The sequence below is a fragment of the Pseudarthrobacter sp. SORGH_AS 212 genome, assembly GCF_030818145.1.
GTDB lineage: Bacteria > Actinomycetota > Actinomycetes > Actinomycetales > Micrococcaceae > Arthrobacter.
In genome coordinates, this window is record NZ_JAUTAA010000001.1 from 18334 (window position 1) to 35241 (window position 16908).

The window sequence follows — 16908 nt, forward strand, 5'->3', positions numbered from 1 at the left end:
GGCCCCGGGCCTGCGCGGGTCAGCCCGGCTGCCCCCGCAGGTCCAGGGCATCCAGGAGCCGGCGGACCGAGCCGCCCAGGTTCCAGTCAGTGGCGATCCGTTCCAGTTCCGCCCGCTGTTCCCCTTCCACCGGTTCCAGCATGGCGCCAATTTCCTCCACGGCGGGCAGCTGCAGGTTCCGCACCAGGCGGACGACGGCGGGGGCTGCTTCAAGGTAGGCGGCCGCAGCGGACAGCCGCGCCCGGACGGGTCCGGACACGCCGCCGTCGGGACTGTCCGCTGCCGCCAGGAGGGCATCCAGGGTGCCGTACTTGAGCAGCAGCGACGCCGCCGTCTTCTCGCCGATGCCGGAAACACCGGGCAGGCCGTCTGACGCGTCGCCGCGCAGGGTGGCGTAATCGGCGTACTGCTGCGGCAAGACCTTGTATTTGGCCACGATGGTTTCCTCCGTGCAGACCTCCAGGTTCCGCATTCCGCGCGCCGTGTAGATCACCCGGACCTGCCGTTCGTCGTCGCACACCTGGAAGAGGTCCCGGTCCCCGGTGACGACGTCCACGGGCATGGCCGCGTGAGTGGCGTAGGTGCCGATGACGTCGTCGGCCTCATGCTGCGCTGCCCCCACGATGGCGATGCCGGCAAGCTCCAGGGCCTTCCGGATCATCGGCAGCTGCGCCTCCAGCGCATCGGGCACCACCTCAACGTCCGTGCCGCCGGGTTTGGCCTCGGCCACCCGGTGCGCCTTGTAGGTGGGGACCAGGTCCACGCGCCATTGCGGACGCCAGTCATCGTCCCAGCAGGCCACGAGGTGGGTGGCGTGGTAGTCCGTGGTGAGCCGGGCAATCATGTCCAGCAGGCCCCGGACCGCGTTGACCGGCGTTCCGTCGGCGCGCCGGATGGAGTCCGGGAGGCCGTAGAAGGCACGGAAGTACAGCGAGGCAGTGTCGAGCAGCATCAGGCGCTGGGGCATACCTGATCCTGCCACGGAACCGCCGGCAATGGTGGCAGCGGCAGGATACCGCCGCCACCCGGGGCCCTAGAAGGACTGAGCGGTGAAGCCCAGCCCCAGCAGACCCCGGCCTGCCTGTTCCAGGATGGGATCGATGCCCAGGGTGGGATGGTTCAGCAGCACGCCGACGTCGCGCTGGATGCGCTGCAGGGGATGACCCAGCCGGTGGGCGCTGCCGCCCGAACCGGCGAGGACCACCCTGACGGCTTCCTGCGCTGCCTCGGCGCTCAGGGCGAGTGAGAGCCGGAACGCGGCCCGGTCCCCGTCCGGAAGCCCGGACCCCCGCCGCAGGCCGGACTGCGGCTGCACCGAGGCCGCAACGGCGGCGAGCCCTGCCTCCCAGTGCTGTTGCGCCGTCGCCACCAGCCCGGCGGCCCGGGCGTAGCGTGCCTGCGTCAGCGGGGAATCGGCCTGCCGGATGTCGACGCCGTTCTTCACCTTCGGCGCGAGCAGCTGGTCACGGAACAGTTCCATCGCATATTCGGCGGACCCCAGTGCCGCCGCCGGGGCCACCAGGTTCAGCAGCGTGGCCATCGGGGTGTGGATCAGGGGATCGGAATGGATCAGGCTGCCGGGGTTGTCCGCAGCGCTGAGTAGCGCCCAGTCCATCATCCGGTGTTCCGGGACGAACAGATCCGCGGCGCGCAGATCGTTGCTGCCGGTGCCCCGGAGCCCGTCCGTGTGCCAGGCATCAACCAGTTCCAGGTCGGCGAGGGGAACCAGCGCCTGCAGCCGGTGGCCGTCCTGCTGGACAGCCAGCAGCGCCCATTCCGAATGCATGATGCCGGAGGCAAAGCTCCAGTGGCCGGAGACGGCGTAGCCGCCGGGCACCTTCCGGGCAGCACCGACGGGTGCGCTGGTCGCGGCCGCGAGCGGCATCCCGCCGCCCGCGAAGACCTCGTCCTGCACCTGCTTCGGCCAGCGCGCCAGCATCCAGGCATGCTCGGCAAGATGGCCCGCGGTCCAGGCCGTGGAGGCGCATCCCCGGGCCAGGCGGCGCACCGCCTCGCCGTACGTCTCCGCGCCCAGTCCATAGCCGCCCGCTGCGGCAGGTGCCAGGATCCGGAAAACTCCGGCGGCTTCAAGGCTGTCAACCGTGGCATCAGGCAGGCGGCGCAGCCCGTCGGTTTCTTGGGCCGCGGCCCGCAGGGCGGGCACCAGCGCCGCCACACGGTTGAGCATTTCCTCATGGCCGGGCACCGCCCCGCCGCCCTTCGCCGTGCCGGGTACGACGGCGGGTTCGGCACCAGTGCCCCGGCCCGGCCCCTCGCGCGGGTCAAGATCCAGGTCCAGGGTGTGGGCGGTACGGTCGCGTTTGGCGGCCAGGTAGCGGCTGTTCGCGGCGGACAGGTGGACACCCGTGGGTACCTTTTCGCCGATGCCAATGCCAAGGGCAGTCAGCTGCCCGGCTTTGTCCGGGTTGTTGCTCAAAAGCCGGATGCTGGTGGCACCGAGTGCTTCCAGCATTTGCGCTGCGGCGGAGTAGTCCCGCTCGTCCTCGCCGTGGCCCAGCGCGAGGTTGGCATCGTAGGTATCCAGGCCCTGGTCCTGCAGGCCGTAGGCATCCAGCTTCGAGTACAGGCCGATGCCGCGGCCCTCCTGCCGGAGATAGAGGAGGAAGCCGCCGGCGCCCGTGATGGCTTCGGCAGCTTCCCGCAGCTGCGGGCCGCAGTCGCAGCGCTCGCTGCCGAACACGTCGCCGGTCATGCACTCGCTGTGGAGGCGGACCATCGGTTGCCCGCTGAGGAGGGCCTGCTCCCAGGGCCCAAGAGCCAGCAGCAGGTGTTCCTTGCCGTCCGCCAGGCCGTGGAAGGTGAGGATCTCCGCCGTCGTGGAATAGCCATCCGGGAAACGAAGCGGGACGGTGACGCGGCTGCGGACCGTGGCCGCGGGGAGGGCGGCGTGCGGCAGCGGGGCGTGGGCAACAGCAGTCATGGGGGTCCTCGGCAATCAGAAAACGGAAATACTTGAAGATTGAACTAAATCCTACGTCCAGTTAGTTCAATGTTCAAGCATTTGCGTCTTCCGGTGACACTCTTCCCGCAGCGTGCTCCGCTCACCTGCTGCCGGGCGGGCCGGCGAGGACCGTGGGAACGTACTCCAGCAACTGCAGCCGGCCGTCAAAGGTCCTGCTCTGCACCATCTCCAGCATCACGTCCGGGTAACCGTCGTAGATCCGTTCCCGGCCGGTGGCGCCGGTGATCACAGGGAAGACAACCAGCCGGTAACGGTCCACCAGGCCAGCGGCGAGCAATGACCTGGTCAGCTTCAGGCTGCCGAGAGTGCTCAGCGGTCCTGTTCCGGTCCGCTTCAGCTCCCGGACTGCCTCCACAGCGTCCCCGGTGACCAGTGTGGAGTTCGGCCAGTCCAGGGGCGCCTGCAGCGTGGACGAGAACACCATCTTGGGTACGGCGGCCAGGCCGGTGAGGCTGGCGCCCTCCTCCGCGGAGAACCCGGTGCGGTCGGCCGCTGCCTGGGCAGACATGCCGTACATCAGCCGGTACGTGTTGGCCCCCAGAAGGAAGGTGTAGTTCTTGGCCGCCTCTTCGTCCAGCCAGGCCAGGTACTCCGGCCCTTCCAGTCCCCACCAGCCGGGCCACCCCTCGGCGGAGGCATACCCGTCCAGCGAGATGATGAGGTCCACCATCAGGGTTGCTGGTGACGTTTCAGCAGGTATGGCGCCCATGGCCGGCTCCTTGGACTGATCGGCGTGGATGTGGCCGCCATGTTATGCCCGGAGGGGCGCCGGTTCAAGGGTCCGCCCTGCTGACGTTCCACCGCGAGCACCGCCCCTGGCTCGCCGAGCTCATTTCGGAGGCTGGCCTGGACACCGGAATTGCCTAGAGGGCCCAATCGGTATCACTGTAGGAGCTGCGGACGTGGGCCCGGAGGTACTCCCCCACAACTGCGGCGCCCAGGCCGCCAACGTCCGGCGCAACCACCCGCGCGTCGATCCGGTGGGCCATCCGCTGCACGAAGCGTTCCAGCCCGGGGTCGCCTCCGAGCCGGAAGAAAGTCGCCTGCACGCCGGAGCGCCCCAGCCGGTCCAGTTCGGCCACGGTGACGCGGATGGTTTCGGTGTCCGGCGGCCAGTTGAACCAGGAGTCGCCGTCCGGGAGCAGGTGTGCCGTCGGCTCGCCGTCGGTCACCACCAGCAGGACGTGCTGCATGGACGGGTGCCGGCGGAAGAAGCGCGCGGCCAGCAGCAGCCCGTGGTGCAGGTTCGTCCCTTGCTCCCGCAGTGCCGGCAGCGACGTGAGTTCACCGATGTCCATGGACTGCGCATAGCGGCCGAACGTGACCAGCTGCAGCCGGTCGCCGCGGAACCGGGTGGACACAAGGTGGTGCAGCGCCAGGGCCGTCCTTTTCATCGGCACCCACCGCCCCTCGGCGGCCATGGAAAAGGACACGTCAACCAGGAGCACCACGGCGGCCTGGGTGCGGGCTTCGGTTTCGGCCACCTCGATGTCTTCCGGGGTGAGCCGGAGTTCCCGGGCCGGGTTCCCGCCGTCGGACATGGTGCGCTGGATCGCGTTGGTCATGGTGCGGGTGACGTCCCAGGGCTCCGCATCCCCGAACTCCCACGGACGGCTGGAGCCGGTCTGCTCTCCGGCCGCTCCAGCCAGGCGGGTGTCCCGCTGCCCCTGCCGCCCGGACAGCTGCCGTGCAGTGTCCTGCAGCAGGGACTTGCCGAGGCGCCGCATAGCCTGTGGGGACAGGCGGAGGTCGCCATCGGGTCCCCGGCGCAGGTAGCCGCCGTCCTCCATGGCCCGCTCGATCTCGGCCAGGGTACGGGCGCTGACGGCGGCGTCCGGGCCCAGCTGGCGGCTGAGGGCGTCGAGGTCAAGGTCGTCCAGGCGTGAGCCGTTGTAGGACTGCGACAGCTGTTCGGACAATCCGTCCAGCTCTGCCAGGTCCTGCAGGACTCCAGTCCCGTCCCCCAGGCCAAGGCCTTCCTGCCCGTCGAAGGTCTCCGAACCGTTCCAGTCTTCGCCGGGCCGCAGCGCCTGGAGGTTTCCGTCGAGTTCGTTGAGCTGGTCCATCAGCCCTGCCGAGCCGAAGGCCTGGGCAGAGAGGCGCATCAGCTCTTCGCGCTGCTCCGGTGACATGGACTGCAGGAGCCGCTGTGCGGCGGCGGACCGTTTGGCCAGCGCATCCACCAGCTCTTCGACCGACTGCGGGTTTTCGGGAAAGTGCTGCCCGTGCTTTGCCATGAACTGCTGGAAGTCCACCCCTGTGTCCTCGCCCCGGCGATGCTTGCCCAGCAGCCCGTTCAGGTCGCGGAGCATGTCACTGACGGCTTCGCGGTCCTCGTCAGTGGCGTTCTCCAGGGCCTGTTTCATGCCCGCGAACCGCTGGTCCAGGACTTCGCGTCCCAGGAGGTCCTTGATGCGTGCGTACGCGTCCCTGGCGGTGCCCGACTGCCAGTCGTAGGAGGCGAGTTCGTTGACGGCTGCTGCCGTGGACGGCGGCAGGTTCTGCAGCTGCATCTCCCGGATGGCGCGGTCGGTGTTGTCCATCATGGCGTCCCTGGCCAGCTGTTTGCGCTCTTCCAGGACTGCCGTATCCAGCAGTTTACGGACGGCATCGAGCGTGCCGTCGAGCCGGTGCCGGCTCAGCAGGTCCTTGCGCCGTTCCTGCACGCGGCGGGCCAGGTTGTCCAGGCCGTCCCGGTTCCGGCCGCCGCGCCGGAGGAACTCCTGCAGGGCGTGGCGGGGCGAGTAACCGTCCATCACGTCCTCGGCCACGGCGTCGAGTGCCTCGGCGAGGTCCACGGGCGGGGCCAGCGGGTCCGGACCGCCGGCGTACCGGCCGTACCGTGACCTGTCGTGAAGGGTCATGCTGCCTCCTGTTGTGGCTGCAGGCCTGCGGTCAGCCGTAGACCGTTTCTTCGTCGTCGGCCTCTTTGGAGATCCGCCGGCCGAGGTACAGCCCTTCGAGGGCAAGTTCGACGGCGGCGGCTCGCTGCCCGTCGTTCTGCGCACCCATGCGCTTGCCAATCAGGTCGTACAACCCTGATCCGTTCAGCGAGGGGAGGTTACCCAGGAACTCCTTCGCCGTCACCTGCCCGCCGGTAGTCACCGTCCTGTGGCCGTCGAAAGCTGCCACGAGCGGGCCCATGTCGATGCCCTGGAAATGGGCCCTGACGGCTTCGGCGGTGGCGGTGCGCAGGAGGTGGTCAAGGATGCCCTGTTCGCGGCCTTCCTCCCCGGATTCAAATTCCAGCTTGCCGCTGAGGACTTCCACTGCCGGTTCCAGGTCGATGATCCGGGCAACGGCCTCGTCCTCGCCGCGGAGGCTGGCCCTGCGCAGGGCCGCGGCGGCCACCGTCTCCGCGCCGGCAATGGCGAACCGCGCGGAGACCCCTGACGTCTGGTTGATGGCCGGCGAGTGCCGCAGCGCCCGCGTGTACCGGGCGAGTATCTCAAGGATGACGGCGGGCACGTCCGCCACGAGCCGCCCCTCCTGCCGGATGACGGCAACCTCGTCCTCCAGTTCGATGGGGTAGTGGGTGCGGATCTCGGCGCCGAAGCGGTCCTTCAGCGGGGTGATGATCCGGCCGCGGTTGGTGTAGTCCTCGGGGTTCGCCGATGCCACCACCAGGACGTCCAGTGGCAGCCGCAGCACGTAGCCGCGGATCTGGATGTCCCGTTCCTCCATCACGTTGAGCATGGACACCTGGATCCGCTCGGCAAGGTCCGGAAGTTCGTTGATGGCGATGATGCCGCGGTTGGAGCGCGGAATCAGTCCGTAATGGATTGTTTCGGGATCGCCCAGGCGGCGGCCCTCGGCCACCCGCATGGGGTCCACGTCACCGATGAGGTCCGCCACGGAAGTGTCCGGGGTGGCCAGCTTCTCCACGTACCGTTCCGAGCGGTGCCGCCAGCCAACCCGTAACCGGTCCCCCTCCGAGGCGGCAAGGGCCCGCGAGGCTTCCGTGATCGGTTCGTAGGGATGTTCGTTCAGCTCAGAGCCATCGATGACCGGCGACCACTCGTCGAGCAGCCCGGCCAGCGTGCGCAGCACCCGGGTCTTGCCCTGGCCCCGTTCGCCCAGCAGCACCAGGTCATGGCCGGCGATCAGCGCCCGCTCCAGCTGGGGCAGGACGGTCCGGCCGAACCCGTACAGCCCGGGCCAGGGATCCCGCCCGTGCGCGAGCGCGGCCAGCAGGTTGTCTCGGATTTCGTGGCGCAGGTCCTTCAGGACATGGCCCTTGGCACGCAGTTCGCCAACGGTGGAGATTTCGGGACGGTCAGTCACCCCTCTACGGTAATCCCCGTCCTCCCCCTAATCGAGGGATTCGACCATATTCCCAGCGAGGGAACACGCTTCGGATGGCGGTACGCCCGGCCCTCAGGTCTGAGAGCGGTGGCCGGACCGTGCAGCCCGGCCACCACGGCCTATGCCTCGTGCGGAACCACCACGGCGCGGGCGCTCAGCTGCCCGCCTGCCAGCTTCCGGTAGGCGGTGAGCCCATCCTCCAGGGAAAAGGTTTCGATTTCCGGGATGATCTGCCCCGCCCGGTACATGTCCACCACTTCGTGGAGTTCCTCAATGGTTCCCCAATACGTGTTGGTGATGGTGGACTCGTAGGGGGTGTTGAAGAACGTCCATTCGTGTACACCGCCGGCAATCCCGACGACGGTCAGCCGCCCGCCGACGGCCATCGACCCGGTGGCGGTGGCGATCGTCGGGGTGACACCGACGAAGTCGAACGCGGCGTCAACGCCGCGGCCGCCGGTGATTTCCCGGATCCGTGCCACCTGGTCCGCGCCACCGGGAACCGTGAGGGCCCCTGCCGCTTCCGCCTTGGCCATCGCCTCGGGCTTCATGTCCGTGGCAATAACAGTGGCCCCGGTCAGCGCTTTGAGGATCTGGACGGCGATCTGCCCCAGGCCGCCAAGCCCCACCACCAGCGCAAAACGCCCGCCGCCGTTCAGGTGCGGCAGGGCGGTCTTAATGGCGTGGTACGGGGTCAGGGCGGCGTCGGCCAGCGGTGCCGCCGCGATGGGATCCGCATCCCCGAGCGGGATCAGGTTGCGCACGGGGACCGTGACGTACTCAGCCATGCCGCCGTCGCGGCCCAGGCCGATGCCCAGGTAGGGGTTGGTTGCGGCATTCTCGCAGTAGGTGTCCTGGCCGCGGGAACATGCCTTGCAGTGGCCACAGCCGATGGGGCCGTAGACCAGGTAGGCGGCACCCACCTCGATGCCGTCCACGCCCGCGCCCAGTTCCTCCACCCATCCCGAGTTCTCGTGGCCCAGCACGAAGCCCTTGGTCATGTTCCCGGGAACTTCGGCAGTGAAGTCCTCGAAGATGCTGACGTCAGAGTGGCAGGCTCCGGCACCGGCCACCTTCAGCAGCACCTCGCCTGGACCGGGAGTGGGCCGGTCCACCTCCTCGAGTTCGGGAAACTGCTGCCATTCCTTGAATACGATCGCGCGCATGCGATGCCCTTCCTGTTGCTGCTGAATTGTGGTCGGTTGGATGCTCGGAGGTGGTCCGGTCAGCGGGCGGTGTAGCCGCCGTCGACCACCAGTTCGGCCCCGGTCATGAATGCGGCGTCGTCGCTGGCGGCGAAGAGTATGACGGCGGCAACGTCCTCGGGACGGCCCAGCCGGGCCATGGGCGTGGTGTCCGTCAGGAGCCTGCGGTCCGTGTCACCGAGGATCGGGGTGTCGATGAACCCCGGGTGGACGGAGTTCACGCGGATTCCCTGGGTGGCCCAGCCGAGTGCGGTGTTCTTGGTGAGGGTGCGGACAGCGCCCTTGGCCGCCGCGTAAGCGGGAGAGGTTCCGAAGCCACCAACGATGCCGAACATGGAGGACACGTTGACCACGGCACCGTTCCCGGACGCCTTCAGGGCTTCCGCTGCAGCCTTCTCGCCGAGGAATACGCTGGTCTGCGTCACGGCCACCACCTTGGCATACGTCTCAACGCTGGTGTCTTCGATGGCCTGGTTGTCGCCGATGCCCGCGTTGTTGACCAGTACGTCGAGCCGGCCGAATTCCCCGAGGGCGAAAGCCACGACGCCGGCCCAGCCGGATTCGCTGGTCACGTCCAGATGGAAGGCCCGCGCCTGGCCGCCGGCGGCGCCGATCTCTGCGGCCACCTGGGCGGCCAGTTCGTCCTGGATGTCCGCAACCACCACGGACCCGCCTTCAGTGGCAAAGCGGACAGCAGTGGCCCGGCCGATGCCGCTGGCTCCTCCGGTAATGATGGCGACTCGTCCGTCAAAACGGGACATGGGTGCTTCCTTTCCACAGCGGGCCGGGTTGTCAACGAAGCGGCCCAAGACATTTATCCGACATTTGTTGGATAGTTAGAACGGTACGCTCGATGTGGCGGTTTATCCACCGCCCGCGGCCAAGATCACCCGGGAGTGTGACCTGCATGACATCGCAACCGAAACGGGACCCCGAAGCCCCTGTGCTTCGGGACCCGCGGGCTCTCCGCAGCCGGGAAAAGCTGGCCTCGGCCATCCTGGACCTTGCCGGGGAGAACGACGCCGGAGCGCTGGCCGCGGGGCAGGTCGCAGCCGCCGCCGGGGTCAACAGGTCCACCTTCTACCAGCACGCCGCCTCGCCTGCAGCCCTGCTGCGGAAGGTCCTTTCCGAAGAACTGGACGTGCTCCGCGCGGAACACCTCAGCGCCGCTGGCGGCGACATCGGCCCTGCCATCGGCGCGGTCACGGCCGGCGTGGTCCGGCACCTGGACCTGCACCGCGCCATCTACCGCCGGGGACTGGTCACCGACGCGGGAACGGGTGGCCTGCATGCCATGCTCGGAGCACACTTCGAGGGTTCCGTCCGCCTGCTGCTCGAGCGGCGCGCCATTGCGGTACCGGCACCGGGCGGCCGGGAAGTCCCGCAGCCGATGGTTGCCCGGTTCATCGCGTACGGCGTGGTGGGGGCGCTGGAGTCCCGCCTGGTGGAGGCCTCGCCCCGCCCGGTGGACGAATTCCTGGCGGACCTGCGCGAACTGCTTCCCGAGTGGTGGCCCATCGGCTGAGCGTGCATCGCCCCCGGGCAGCCGGCAGACGGCTAGAAGCGTCCGTACCGCGCCCTCGCCATCGAATAAACCCCGTAGCAGGCCAGCCCCACCGCGATGACAGCCAGCAGGACGGTGCCATAAGGTTGCGAGCCCAGCGTCTTCAGTCCCCCGTCCAGGCCGGTGGACTTTGACGGATCGGCTGTGACGGCGGCCGCGATCACCAGGGCGCCAACGACGGCGAGCACCACACCCTTGGCCACATACCCCACGCTGCCGGTCCATTCAACAGCGGTCCGGGCGCTGCCGGGGTCCTGCAGGTCCTCCATGAAGTTCCGGGTAAAGCCCTTGTAGGCGTAGTACCCGCCGGCGCCGATGATGGCGAGGCCCACGGCAACCAACAGCACAACGCCGGCAGGAGCAGCCATCAGTTTCGCGGTGAAGTCCGTAGCGGACTGGCTCGAACTCTTGCTTCCGCCGGTGGCAAACACCGCGAACGTGAAGGCAAGGACCCCGAACACCAGCGCCTTCCCGCCGGCAGTGCCGGCCTTTTGCAGCTTCTTCTTGGACTCGGACTGGGAACGCGCCTCAAAAACTGCCTCGCTGACCATCCACAGTGCGAGCGCGGCGCAGGCGACGGCACCCGCCCACAGCAGGAAAACGCCGCCGGGCTTTGAAGCCACCGCCCCGATGGCGCCGGTCTGGTCAGCCTCGCCGCCCTGCCCGCCGGCGATCTGCAGGGCAATCACCCCGATCAGGATGTGGAGCAGCCCGATGACGACGAATCCGGCGCGGGCCAACACCCGCAGCGCGGGGCTCCGGCTCGCCGACGCCGCTCCGGAAACTGCACGGTTTGCCTTCTCCGAGGCGTTGCCCATGGCCGGCCCTTTCGATCTGACGCTGATCATCTGTTCCGCAGCGTCCGTGCCCTGGCCGCGGTGGGAATGCTTCAGTGTAGATCTGTAAATGCCGTGCGGACAGACCCGCGCGGCCGGGATCCGAGGTGGGCAAGCATATGGGTCCCAGGCTGCTGGAGAACGGGTTCCTGCTGCGGGACCGCGGCAACCTCGACAAGGCCCAGGACTTCCTGCGGCGCCGGGGCGGGTTGCCAAGCCTTGACGGCGGTGGTGGCCGGGCGTATACCGAAATGGTCAGCGCGCTGGCCCCCGCTGGGCCCCGTATGGAGTCGGCTGCCCCTGGTCTTGGTACACATCTGGAGTTGTCATGGGTAGCGATCGTTTCGACGTGCTCCGCGAGCAGGTCCGCGGACCGGTCATCGAAGAAGGGGACGCCGGTTACGAGGAGGCGCGGCACGTCTACAACGGCATGATCGACCGCCGGCCAGCCGCGGTACTGCAGGTATCCCAGGCGGCGGACGTCATGGCCGCCGTGCGCTTCGCCCGCGGCCTCGGCATTGACGTTGCCGTACGCGGCGGCGGGCACAGCGCCCCCGGATTCGGAACGGTCGACGGCGGACTGGTCCTGGATTTCTCGGCGCGCCGCGGGGTGCGGGTTGACCCGGCAGCGAGGACAGCCCGCGTGGAGGCCGGCGCGACCTGGGCGGACTACAACCACGCCACGCACGCTTTCGGCCTGGCCAGTACGGGCGGCATCGTCGGCACCACAGGCGTCAGTGGACTGACCCTTGGCGGTGGCATCGGCTACCTCGCCCGCAAGTACGGCCTGTCCTGCGACAATCTCATCGGGGCCGACGTCGTGCTGGCTGACGGTTCATTCCTGACGGCCAGCGACGCCGAGAACGTTGACCTCTTCTGGGCTTTGCGCGGCGGCAGCGGCAACTTCGGCGTGGTCACCTCGCTCGAGTTCCGGCTGCACCCCGTGGACGTGGTCCATGTGGGCATCATGTTCTTCGATGCATCCACAGGAGCCAGCGTGGGTGCTGCCTACCGCGAATGGATCGGCGCCGAACCTGAGGAAATGGGCGCGTTCCTGGGCTTCCACCAGGGGCCGCCGGTTCCGTTCCTGCCCGAGGAATGGCATGGACGGCCGGTTACGGTCATCGTGGGCATGTGGACTGGCGATCCCGACGCCGGCCCGGCCCATTGGCAGCCAATGCTGGACGCAGGAGAACCGCTGGGCAGCTTCTTCGCGCCTATGCCCTATCCCGCACTGAACATGATGTTCGATGGACTGAATGTTCCCGGACTCCAGGGATACTGGAAGGCCGATTTCCTCCGGACCCTCAGCGATGATGCGCTGCGCGTCGCCGTCGGGAAATCGCCTGGCATCCCGAGCATCCATACAGCCAACCACTTCTACCCGATCGACGGGGCAGTCCAGCGGGTAGCACCCGAAGCCACAGCCTTCGCCTACCGGAACGTCAATTTTGCACCGGTGATCGCGGCGCAGTGGCCTGACGCCTCGGAGAATGAGGCGAACATCGCGTGGGTCCGCGATTACTGGGCGGCACTGCATGAGTACTCCGAGCCGGGCGGGTACCTCAACTTCCAGGACGCGGACGATCAATCGCGCATCAAAGAGACGATGGGTTCGAACTACGGGCGGCTTGCCGAACTCAAAGCCAAGTACGATCCCGACAATTTCTTCCACATCAACCAGAACATCGCACCGGCTTCGGCAAAGGGCGCCGGGGTTAAACATCCTGCCGCGGAGGCACCTGTATCCCTGCAGCGGGAGGCAGCGGACCTGCAAACCGGGGCGGGCTCGGACGCCGCGCCTCCGGAGACCGCTCCGGCATCCTGAACACCTGCACCGCCGCTGACGCCGGTCCGGGTCCGGGGGCGTCCCCACATGGTGGGGACATGTCCGCCCTGCCGCCTGGCGGCGCGGCGGGCCTGCCTTCGTGGCCCGGATGCCGTCGTCCTGCGCTGTTTTGTTGCCGCGGGCAAATATCAGGGGCCGGGCTATGGACTCTTCGGCAGGCCGCAATCAGACTGGCTACAACAGTTGGCCAGCGGATGGGCAGTTACGGGCACAATTGATCGGCCGGGAATGGGCAGCTGCATTATTGGGGCGTTATCCGAGGCGGGTTTCCGAACCCGTGAAAGGACCTGGTCATGCCGGACTTCTCACCATTCTTCCCGCTCATTGCGATCATCCTGGGAGTGCTTTTTGCCGTTGGCTTCATCTGGGTGGCCACCAAACTGATGTGGAAAGTGGCAGAACCCAACGAAGCCCTGATTATTTCCGGGCTGACCCGTGGAACCCTGGATACCCGCGCCGGCATGGACTTCAAGATCGTGACGGGCAAGGGAGCGCTGGTACTTCCCGGGCTGCAGACTGTACGCCCGCTTTCGCTCACCCTGAATGAAACGGAACTCAAAGTTTCCTGTGTCACCTCGCAGGGAATCCAGGTGGTGGTGGAAGGTGTGGTCATTTACAAAATCGGGGACGCACCACCGTTTATTGCCAATGCAGCCCGCCGTTTCCTCGGCCAACAGCCCAAAATGGAAAGCCAGGTCTACAACGTCTTCGAGGGGCATCTGCGCTCCATTATCGGCAGCATGACGATGGAGGAAATCATCCGGGAACGGGACAAGCTCGCTTCGCAGGTCCGCAGCGCCAGCGGCGTGGAAATGGAGAAGCTCGGCCTCGTAGTGGATTCGCTGCAGATCAAGGACCTGCAGGATCCCACCGGGTACATCCAGAACATCGCCAAGCCGCACATTGCCCAGGTGAAGATGGAAGCCAGGATCGCCGAGGCCACCCGCAACCGGGAGGCGGCCGAGAAGGAGGCCGAAGCTGCCGCGCTGATCGCTGACGCCCAAAGCCTTTCCGCCATCAGGCAATCGGTAGCGCAGGCCAACGCGGAACGTGCCCGGGCCAACGCCGCCCAGGCCGGTCCGCTGGCGGAGGCCACGGCACGCCAGCAGGTGGTGGTCCAGGAAACCGAAGTCGCCAAGCTCGAGGCGGACCGCGAGGAGCAAAAGCTTCAAACCTCCATCCGGAAGCCCGCAGACGCCAAGGCCTACGCCAAGCGCACCGACGCCGAGGGGCAGAAGGCCGCGGACATCAGCGCCGCGGAAGCCCTGGCACGGCGCACCGAACTCGAAGCCCAGGCCAACGCCCGCCGGACGGAAGTTACGGCGCAGGCAAACGCCACCGCCGCGGCTGCTGCGGCGGGCGCCACCAAGGTGACCGGTGAGGCCGAGGCGGCTGCCACCAAGGCCAAGGGCGACGCTGCCGCTTCAGCCATCAAGGCCAAGGCCCTGGCCGAGGCGGACGGCATCAAGGCACGTGCCGAAGCCCTGGCCAGCAACCAGGACGCGGTGATTTCCCAGCAGCTCGCCGAAAACATGCCCGCCATCATCGCGGCCGCCGCCGAGCCCTTCTCGCACGTCGGGCAGATGACAGTCCTGAACGGTGGCGAGGGCGTCAATAAGATGCTCGGCGGAATCCTGGCACAGGCCGGCGACTATCTGCCGGCACTGCGCACCGCACTCCGCAACGGCAAAGACAGTAAAGACGCCACCCGGACACCACCGGCTCCCGGCGCCTAGGAAGGCCATGCACAGGGACGCCGACCGGAGCCTGACAGGCAAGATCGCACGGGTGACCGGACGGATCGGGCCCGGCACCATCGGCGAGGTCATGTTGCCCTACCTCGGCGGGACCATGGCCTTCCATGCCCACCCCTTCGACAAGGCGAGCGGTTTCGCAGTAGGCGAGGAAGTGCTGGTGATCTACTTCGAACCGCCCCAGACGGTGTACGTCGAAGAACTCCCGGACGTGCTCCGGCACGGGGAGTAACCCACCCGGCATCCGATAGAATCTCCTGTCGGCGAGCCTCCGCTCGCCCCTGATTTTCCCTGCGCCCGGCGCGGGACTGAAGAAGTACACAGAGGGGACGCAATGAGGCATGCCTCCGCGGTCAAGCGCGCCAACAACGGAACCGGGCACGCTCCAAGGCCCGACATCCAGGGGCTCCGCGCGCTGGCCGTTGGCCTCGTGGTCATCTACCACCTCCGGCCGGAGGCCCTGGCGGGCGGGTTCATCGGCGTAGACGTCTTCTTCGTCGTTTCAGGGTTCCTGATCATCGGTTCCCTTGCACGGGAAGCTGCCAGGAACTCCTCGATCTCCGTCCCCGCCTTCTATGCCAGGCGGATCCGCAGGCTCTTCCCGGCGTCGGCCGCCGTCCTGGTGGCGGTCCTGCTGGGCACCGTGCTGCTGCTTCCGCAGAGCCGCTGGCAGGGCATCTCGGCCGATGTGCTCTTTTCGCTTCTCCAGGTGCAGAACTGGCACCAGGCGTTGTCCGCAGTGTCCTACGCGGGAGCCACCGGGGAAGTGTCGCCGCTGCAGCACTTCTGGTCCCTCGCCGTCGAGGAGCAGTTCTACCTGGTGATCCCGTACTTCTTCCTGGGCCTTGTGCTGGCCGCCCGCCGCATGAACCGGGCGTCAGACAGGTTTATCGTTCCCGCGCTGTCTGCAGTGGCACTGGTGTCCTTCGCCTACAGCATCCACCTCAGCAACCACGAGCACACCCTCGCCTACTTCGTCACGGGCACCAGGGTGTGGGAGTTGGCTGTCGGCGGGCTGGCGGCCCTGGTACCGGCCGTGGGCTTTCTCACTGGGCGCCGTGCTGCCCTGGCCAGCTGGGCGGGCGTGGCTGCCGTCGTCATCCCCGTATTCTTCCTGACCACCGAAATGCCGTTCCCCGGCAGCATCGCCGCCATACCCGTGCTCGGCACTGCACTGCTCCTGAGGTCAGGCAGCGCGGCGGCAGCCGTTCCCTGGTCAGCGTCCAGGGTGCTCAGCCTCCGTCCGCTGACCTTCATCGGCGACGTATCGTACTCGCTCTACTTGTGGCATTGGCCCGTCATCGTATTCGCCGTCGCCCTGCTGGGCCGCGCGCCACGGATCAGAGAAGCCATCCTTTTGGGCGCGCTGAGCCTTGCGCTCGCAGCTGCGTCCTATTACTGGGTGGAGCAGCGCTTCCGGCACCCTTCCAGCCGGAACACCGGGTGGGGCGGCCACCGGAAGGTGTATGTCCTTGCCATGTGCAGCGCGGTGCTGGTGACCGTGGCGGCGTGGGCGCCGTGGCAGGTGGTCGAGGTCAAGCGGGCCCAGCTGTCCACTGCCCTGTCCGACAGGGACTACCCCGGCGCCCGGGCGTGGTCCGAGCGTCCCGCGGCCGTTCCCGCGGGCATGCCCGTCCGCCCGGATCCGTCCGTGGCAATGCAGGACGTACCGGCCACCAGCGCCGGCGCGTGCGGTGTCTACGATCCGGCCTCTGTGCCTGATACTGACTGCTGGTTCGGGTCCCAGGACCAGGAGGCCCCGGTGGTGGTCGTGGTGGGCGATTCGCACGCCGGCCAGTTCGTGGATCCGCTCGTTGCGGTGTCACAGAAGATTCCGCTCAGGATCCATGCGATGGTGCGCAACGGATGCCCGTTCGCGCTGACGCCTCCCCGCTCAGCGGACACCGTGTATGCCAACTGCTCGGCCCAGAACGCCGTAACCGCAGAGAAGATTATCGGGCAGAAACCGGATCTGGTCCTGGTGGCGGGGATGCGTGAGGACGGCTACCGCAAGGCGCTCGGATGGCACTGGGCTCCGGAATCCACGCTGGCTGACGGTTACGTCGACTCCCTGTCTCGGCTGCGCGGGGCGGGCCTGCGCGTCGCCGTGATCGCAGATCCGCCGTACCCCGGCGGAAATCCGGTGGAATGCCTGCAGAAGCACGGCAAGCAGGATCAATGCGCAACGGCCGCCGCCGAGGCCCTTGCCGGAACGGATACGCTGGTGAATGCCGCCGGCAGTGTTCCCGGGGTTGAAACCATTGACCTGTCCCGCCATTTCTGCCGCGACGGTGTTTGCCCCGTGGTTATCGGCAATGTCCTTGTCTACCGCGACAACCACATGACGAACACGTTCGCGAAGTCGCTGGCCCCGGACCTCGCCGTGGCACTGCGCCTGGGCTAAGGCCCGGG

General features: G+C 67.7%; 13 protein-coding genes. 5 read left to right on the forward strand and 8 right to left on the reverse strand.

Going from position 1 to position 16908, the window contains the following annotated elements:
• Window positions 1–19: 19 nt before the first annotated feature.
• From QE394_RS00085 to QE394_RS00115, 7 genes are all read right to left on the reverse strand, one after another.
• Window positions 20–967: a 5'-3' exonuclease gene (locus tag QE394_RS00085; protein ID WP_349033432.1), complete on the reverse strand. Its 948-nt coding sequence runs from the start codon at window positions 965–967 to the stop codon at window positions 20–22.
• A gap of 66 nt (window positions 968–1033) precedes the next feature.
• Entirely contained in the window at window positions 1034–2941 is a 1908-nt protein-coding gene (gene ribA / locus QE394_RS00090; protein WP_349033433.1) for a GTP cyclohydrolase II RibA, read from the reverse strand.
• A 121-nt stretch (window positions 2942–3062) separates the two neighbouring features.
• Complete coding sequence (locus QE394_RS00095; protein WP_349033434.1) at window positions 3063–3692, reverse strand: dihydrofolate reductase family protein; 630 nt, start codon at window positions 3690–3692, stop codon at window positions 3063–3065.
• Window positions 3693–3846: 154 nt separating this feature from the next.
• The gene (locus QE394_RS00100; protein WP_349033435.1) at window positions 3847–5847 is read right to left on the reverse strand and encodes a VWA domain-containing protein; all 2001 of its coding nucleotides are present in this window, start codon (window positions 5845–5847) and stop codon (window positions 3847–3849) included.
• A gap of 31 nt (window positions 5848–5878) precedes the next feature.
• Entirely contained in the window at window positions 5879–7267 is a 1389-nt protein-coding gene (locus QE394_RS00105) for a sigma 54-interacting transcriptional regulator (protein WP_349033436.1), read from the reverse strand.
• Between the two features lie 140 nt (window positions 7268–7407).
• Window positions 7408–8454, reverse strand: coding sequence for an NAD(P)-dependent alcohol dehydrogenase (locus tag QE394_RS00110; protein ID WP_349033437.1), 1047 nt, complete (start codon window positions 8452–8454; stop codon window positions 7408–7410).
• Window positions 8455–8513: 59 nt separating this feature from the next.
• On the reverse strand, window positions 8514–9254 hold the full coding sequence (locus tag QE394_RS00115; RefSeq protein WP_349033438.1) for a glucose 1-dehydrogenase: 741 nt from the start codon (window positions 9252–9254) through the stop codon (window positions 8514–8516).
• A 146-nt stretch (window positions 9255–9400) separates the two neighbouring features.
• Here QE394_RS00115 and QE394_RS00120 point away from each other — a divergent pair, with 146 nt between their 5' ends.
• Window positions 9401–10018, forward strand: coding sequence for a TetR family transcriptional regulator (locus QE394_RS00120; protein ID WP_261619734.1), 618 nt, complete (start codon window positions 9401–9403; stop codon window positions 10016–10018).
• A gap of 32 nt (window positions 10019–10050) precedes the next feature.
• On the opposite strand, the gene QE394_RS00125 is transcribed toward QE394_RS00120, so the two are convergent.
• The gene (locus tag QE394_RS00125; protein ID WP_056078822.1) at window positions 10051–10875 is read right to left on the reverse strand and encodes a DUF1206 domain-containing protein; all 825 of its coding nucleotides are present in this window, start codon (window positions 10873–10875) and stop codon (window positions 10051–10053) included.
• Between the two features lie 346 nt (window positions 10876–11221).
• Here QE394_RS00125 and QE394_RS00130 point away from each other — a divergent pair, with 346 nt between their 5' ends.
• The 4 genes from QE394_RS00130 (at window position 11222) to QE394_RS00145 (ending at window position 16900) form a co-directional block, all read left to right on the forward strand.
• A complete protein-coding gene (locus QE394_RS00130; protein ID WP_056078819.1) occupies window positions 11222–12721 on the forward strand; it encodes an FAD-binding oxidoreductase in 1500 nt (499 codons plus the stop codon).
• Between the two features lie 314 nt (window positions 12722–13035).
• The gene (locus QE394_RS00135) at window positions 13036–14478 is read left to right on the forward strand and encodes an SPFH domain-containing protein (RefSeq protein WP_349033439.1); all 1443 of its coding nucleotides are present in this window, start codon (window positions 13036–13038) and stop codon (window positions 14476–14478) included.
• A 7-nt stretch (window positions 14479–14485) separates the two neighbouring features.
• Entirely contained in the window at window positions 14486–14728 is a 243-nt protein-coding gene (locus QE394_RS00140) for a hypothetical protein (RefSeq protein WP_056078813.1), read from the forward strand.
• Window positions 14729–14830: 102 nt separating this feature from the next.
• Complete coding sequence (locus QE394_RS00145) at window positions 14831–16900, forward strand: acyltransferase family protein (RefSeq protein ID WP_349033440.1); 2070 nt, start codon at window positions 14831–14833, stop codon at window positions 16898–16900.
• Window positions 16901–16908: the final 8 nt, after the last annotated feature.

Coding starts and splice junctions, on each gene's coding strand:
- QE394_RS00085 (WP_349033432.1), bottom strand. CDS start 967: ATGCCCCAGCGCCTGATGCTGCTCGACACTGCCTCGCTGTACTTCCGT.
- ribA (WP_349033433.1), bottom strand. CDS start 2,941: ATGACTGCTGTTGCCCACGCCCCGCTGCCGCACGCCGCCCTCCCCGCG.
- QE394_RS00095 (WP_349033434.1), bottom strand. CDS start 3,692: ATGGGCGCCATACCTGCTGAAACGTCACCAGCAACCCTGATGGTGGAC.
- QE394_RS00100 (WP_349033435.1), bottom strand. CDS start 5,847: ATGACCCTTCACGACAGGTCACGGTACGGCCGGTACGCCGGCGGTCCG.
- QE394_RS00110 (WP_349033437.1), bottom strand. CDS start 8,454: ATGCGCGCGATCGTATTCAAGGAATGGCAGCAGTTTCCCGAACTCGAG.
- QE394_RS00115 (WP_349033438.1), bottom strand. CDS start 9,254: ATGTCCCGTTTTGACGGACGAGTCGCCATCATTACCGGAGGAGCCAGC.
- QE394_RS00120 (WP_261619734.1), top strand. CDS start 9,401: ATGACATCGCAACCGAAACGGGACCCCGAAGCCCCTGTGCTTCGGGAC.
- QE394_RS00125 (WP_056078822.1), bottom strand. CDS start 10,875: ATGGGCAACGCCTCGGAGAAGGCAAACCGTGCAGTTTCCGGAGCGGCG.
- QE394_RS00130 (WP_056078819.1), top strand. CDS start 11,222: ATGGGTAGCGATCGTTTCGACGTGCTCCGCGAGCAGGTCCGCGGACCG.
- QE394_RS00135 (WP_349033439.1), top strand. CDS start 13,036: ATGCCGGACTTCTCACCATTCTTCCCGCTCATTGCGATCATCCTGGGA.
- QE394_RS00140 (WP_056078813.1), top strand. CDS start 14,486: ATGCACAGGGACGCCGACCGGAGCCTGACAGGCAAGATCGCACGGGTG.
- QE394_RS00145 (WP_349033440.1), top strand. CDS start 14,831: ATGAGGCATGCCTCCGCGGTCAAGCGCGCCAACAACGGAACCGGGCAC.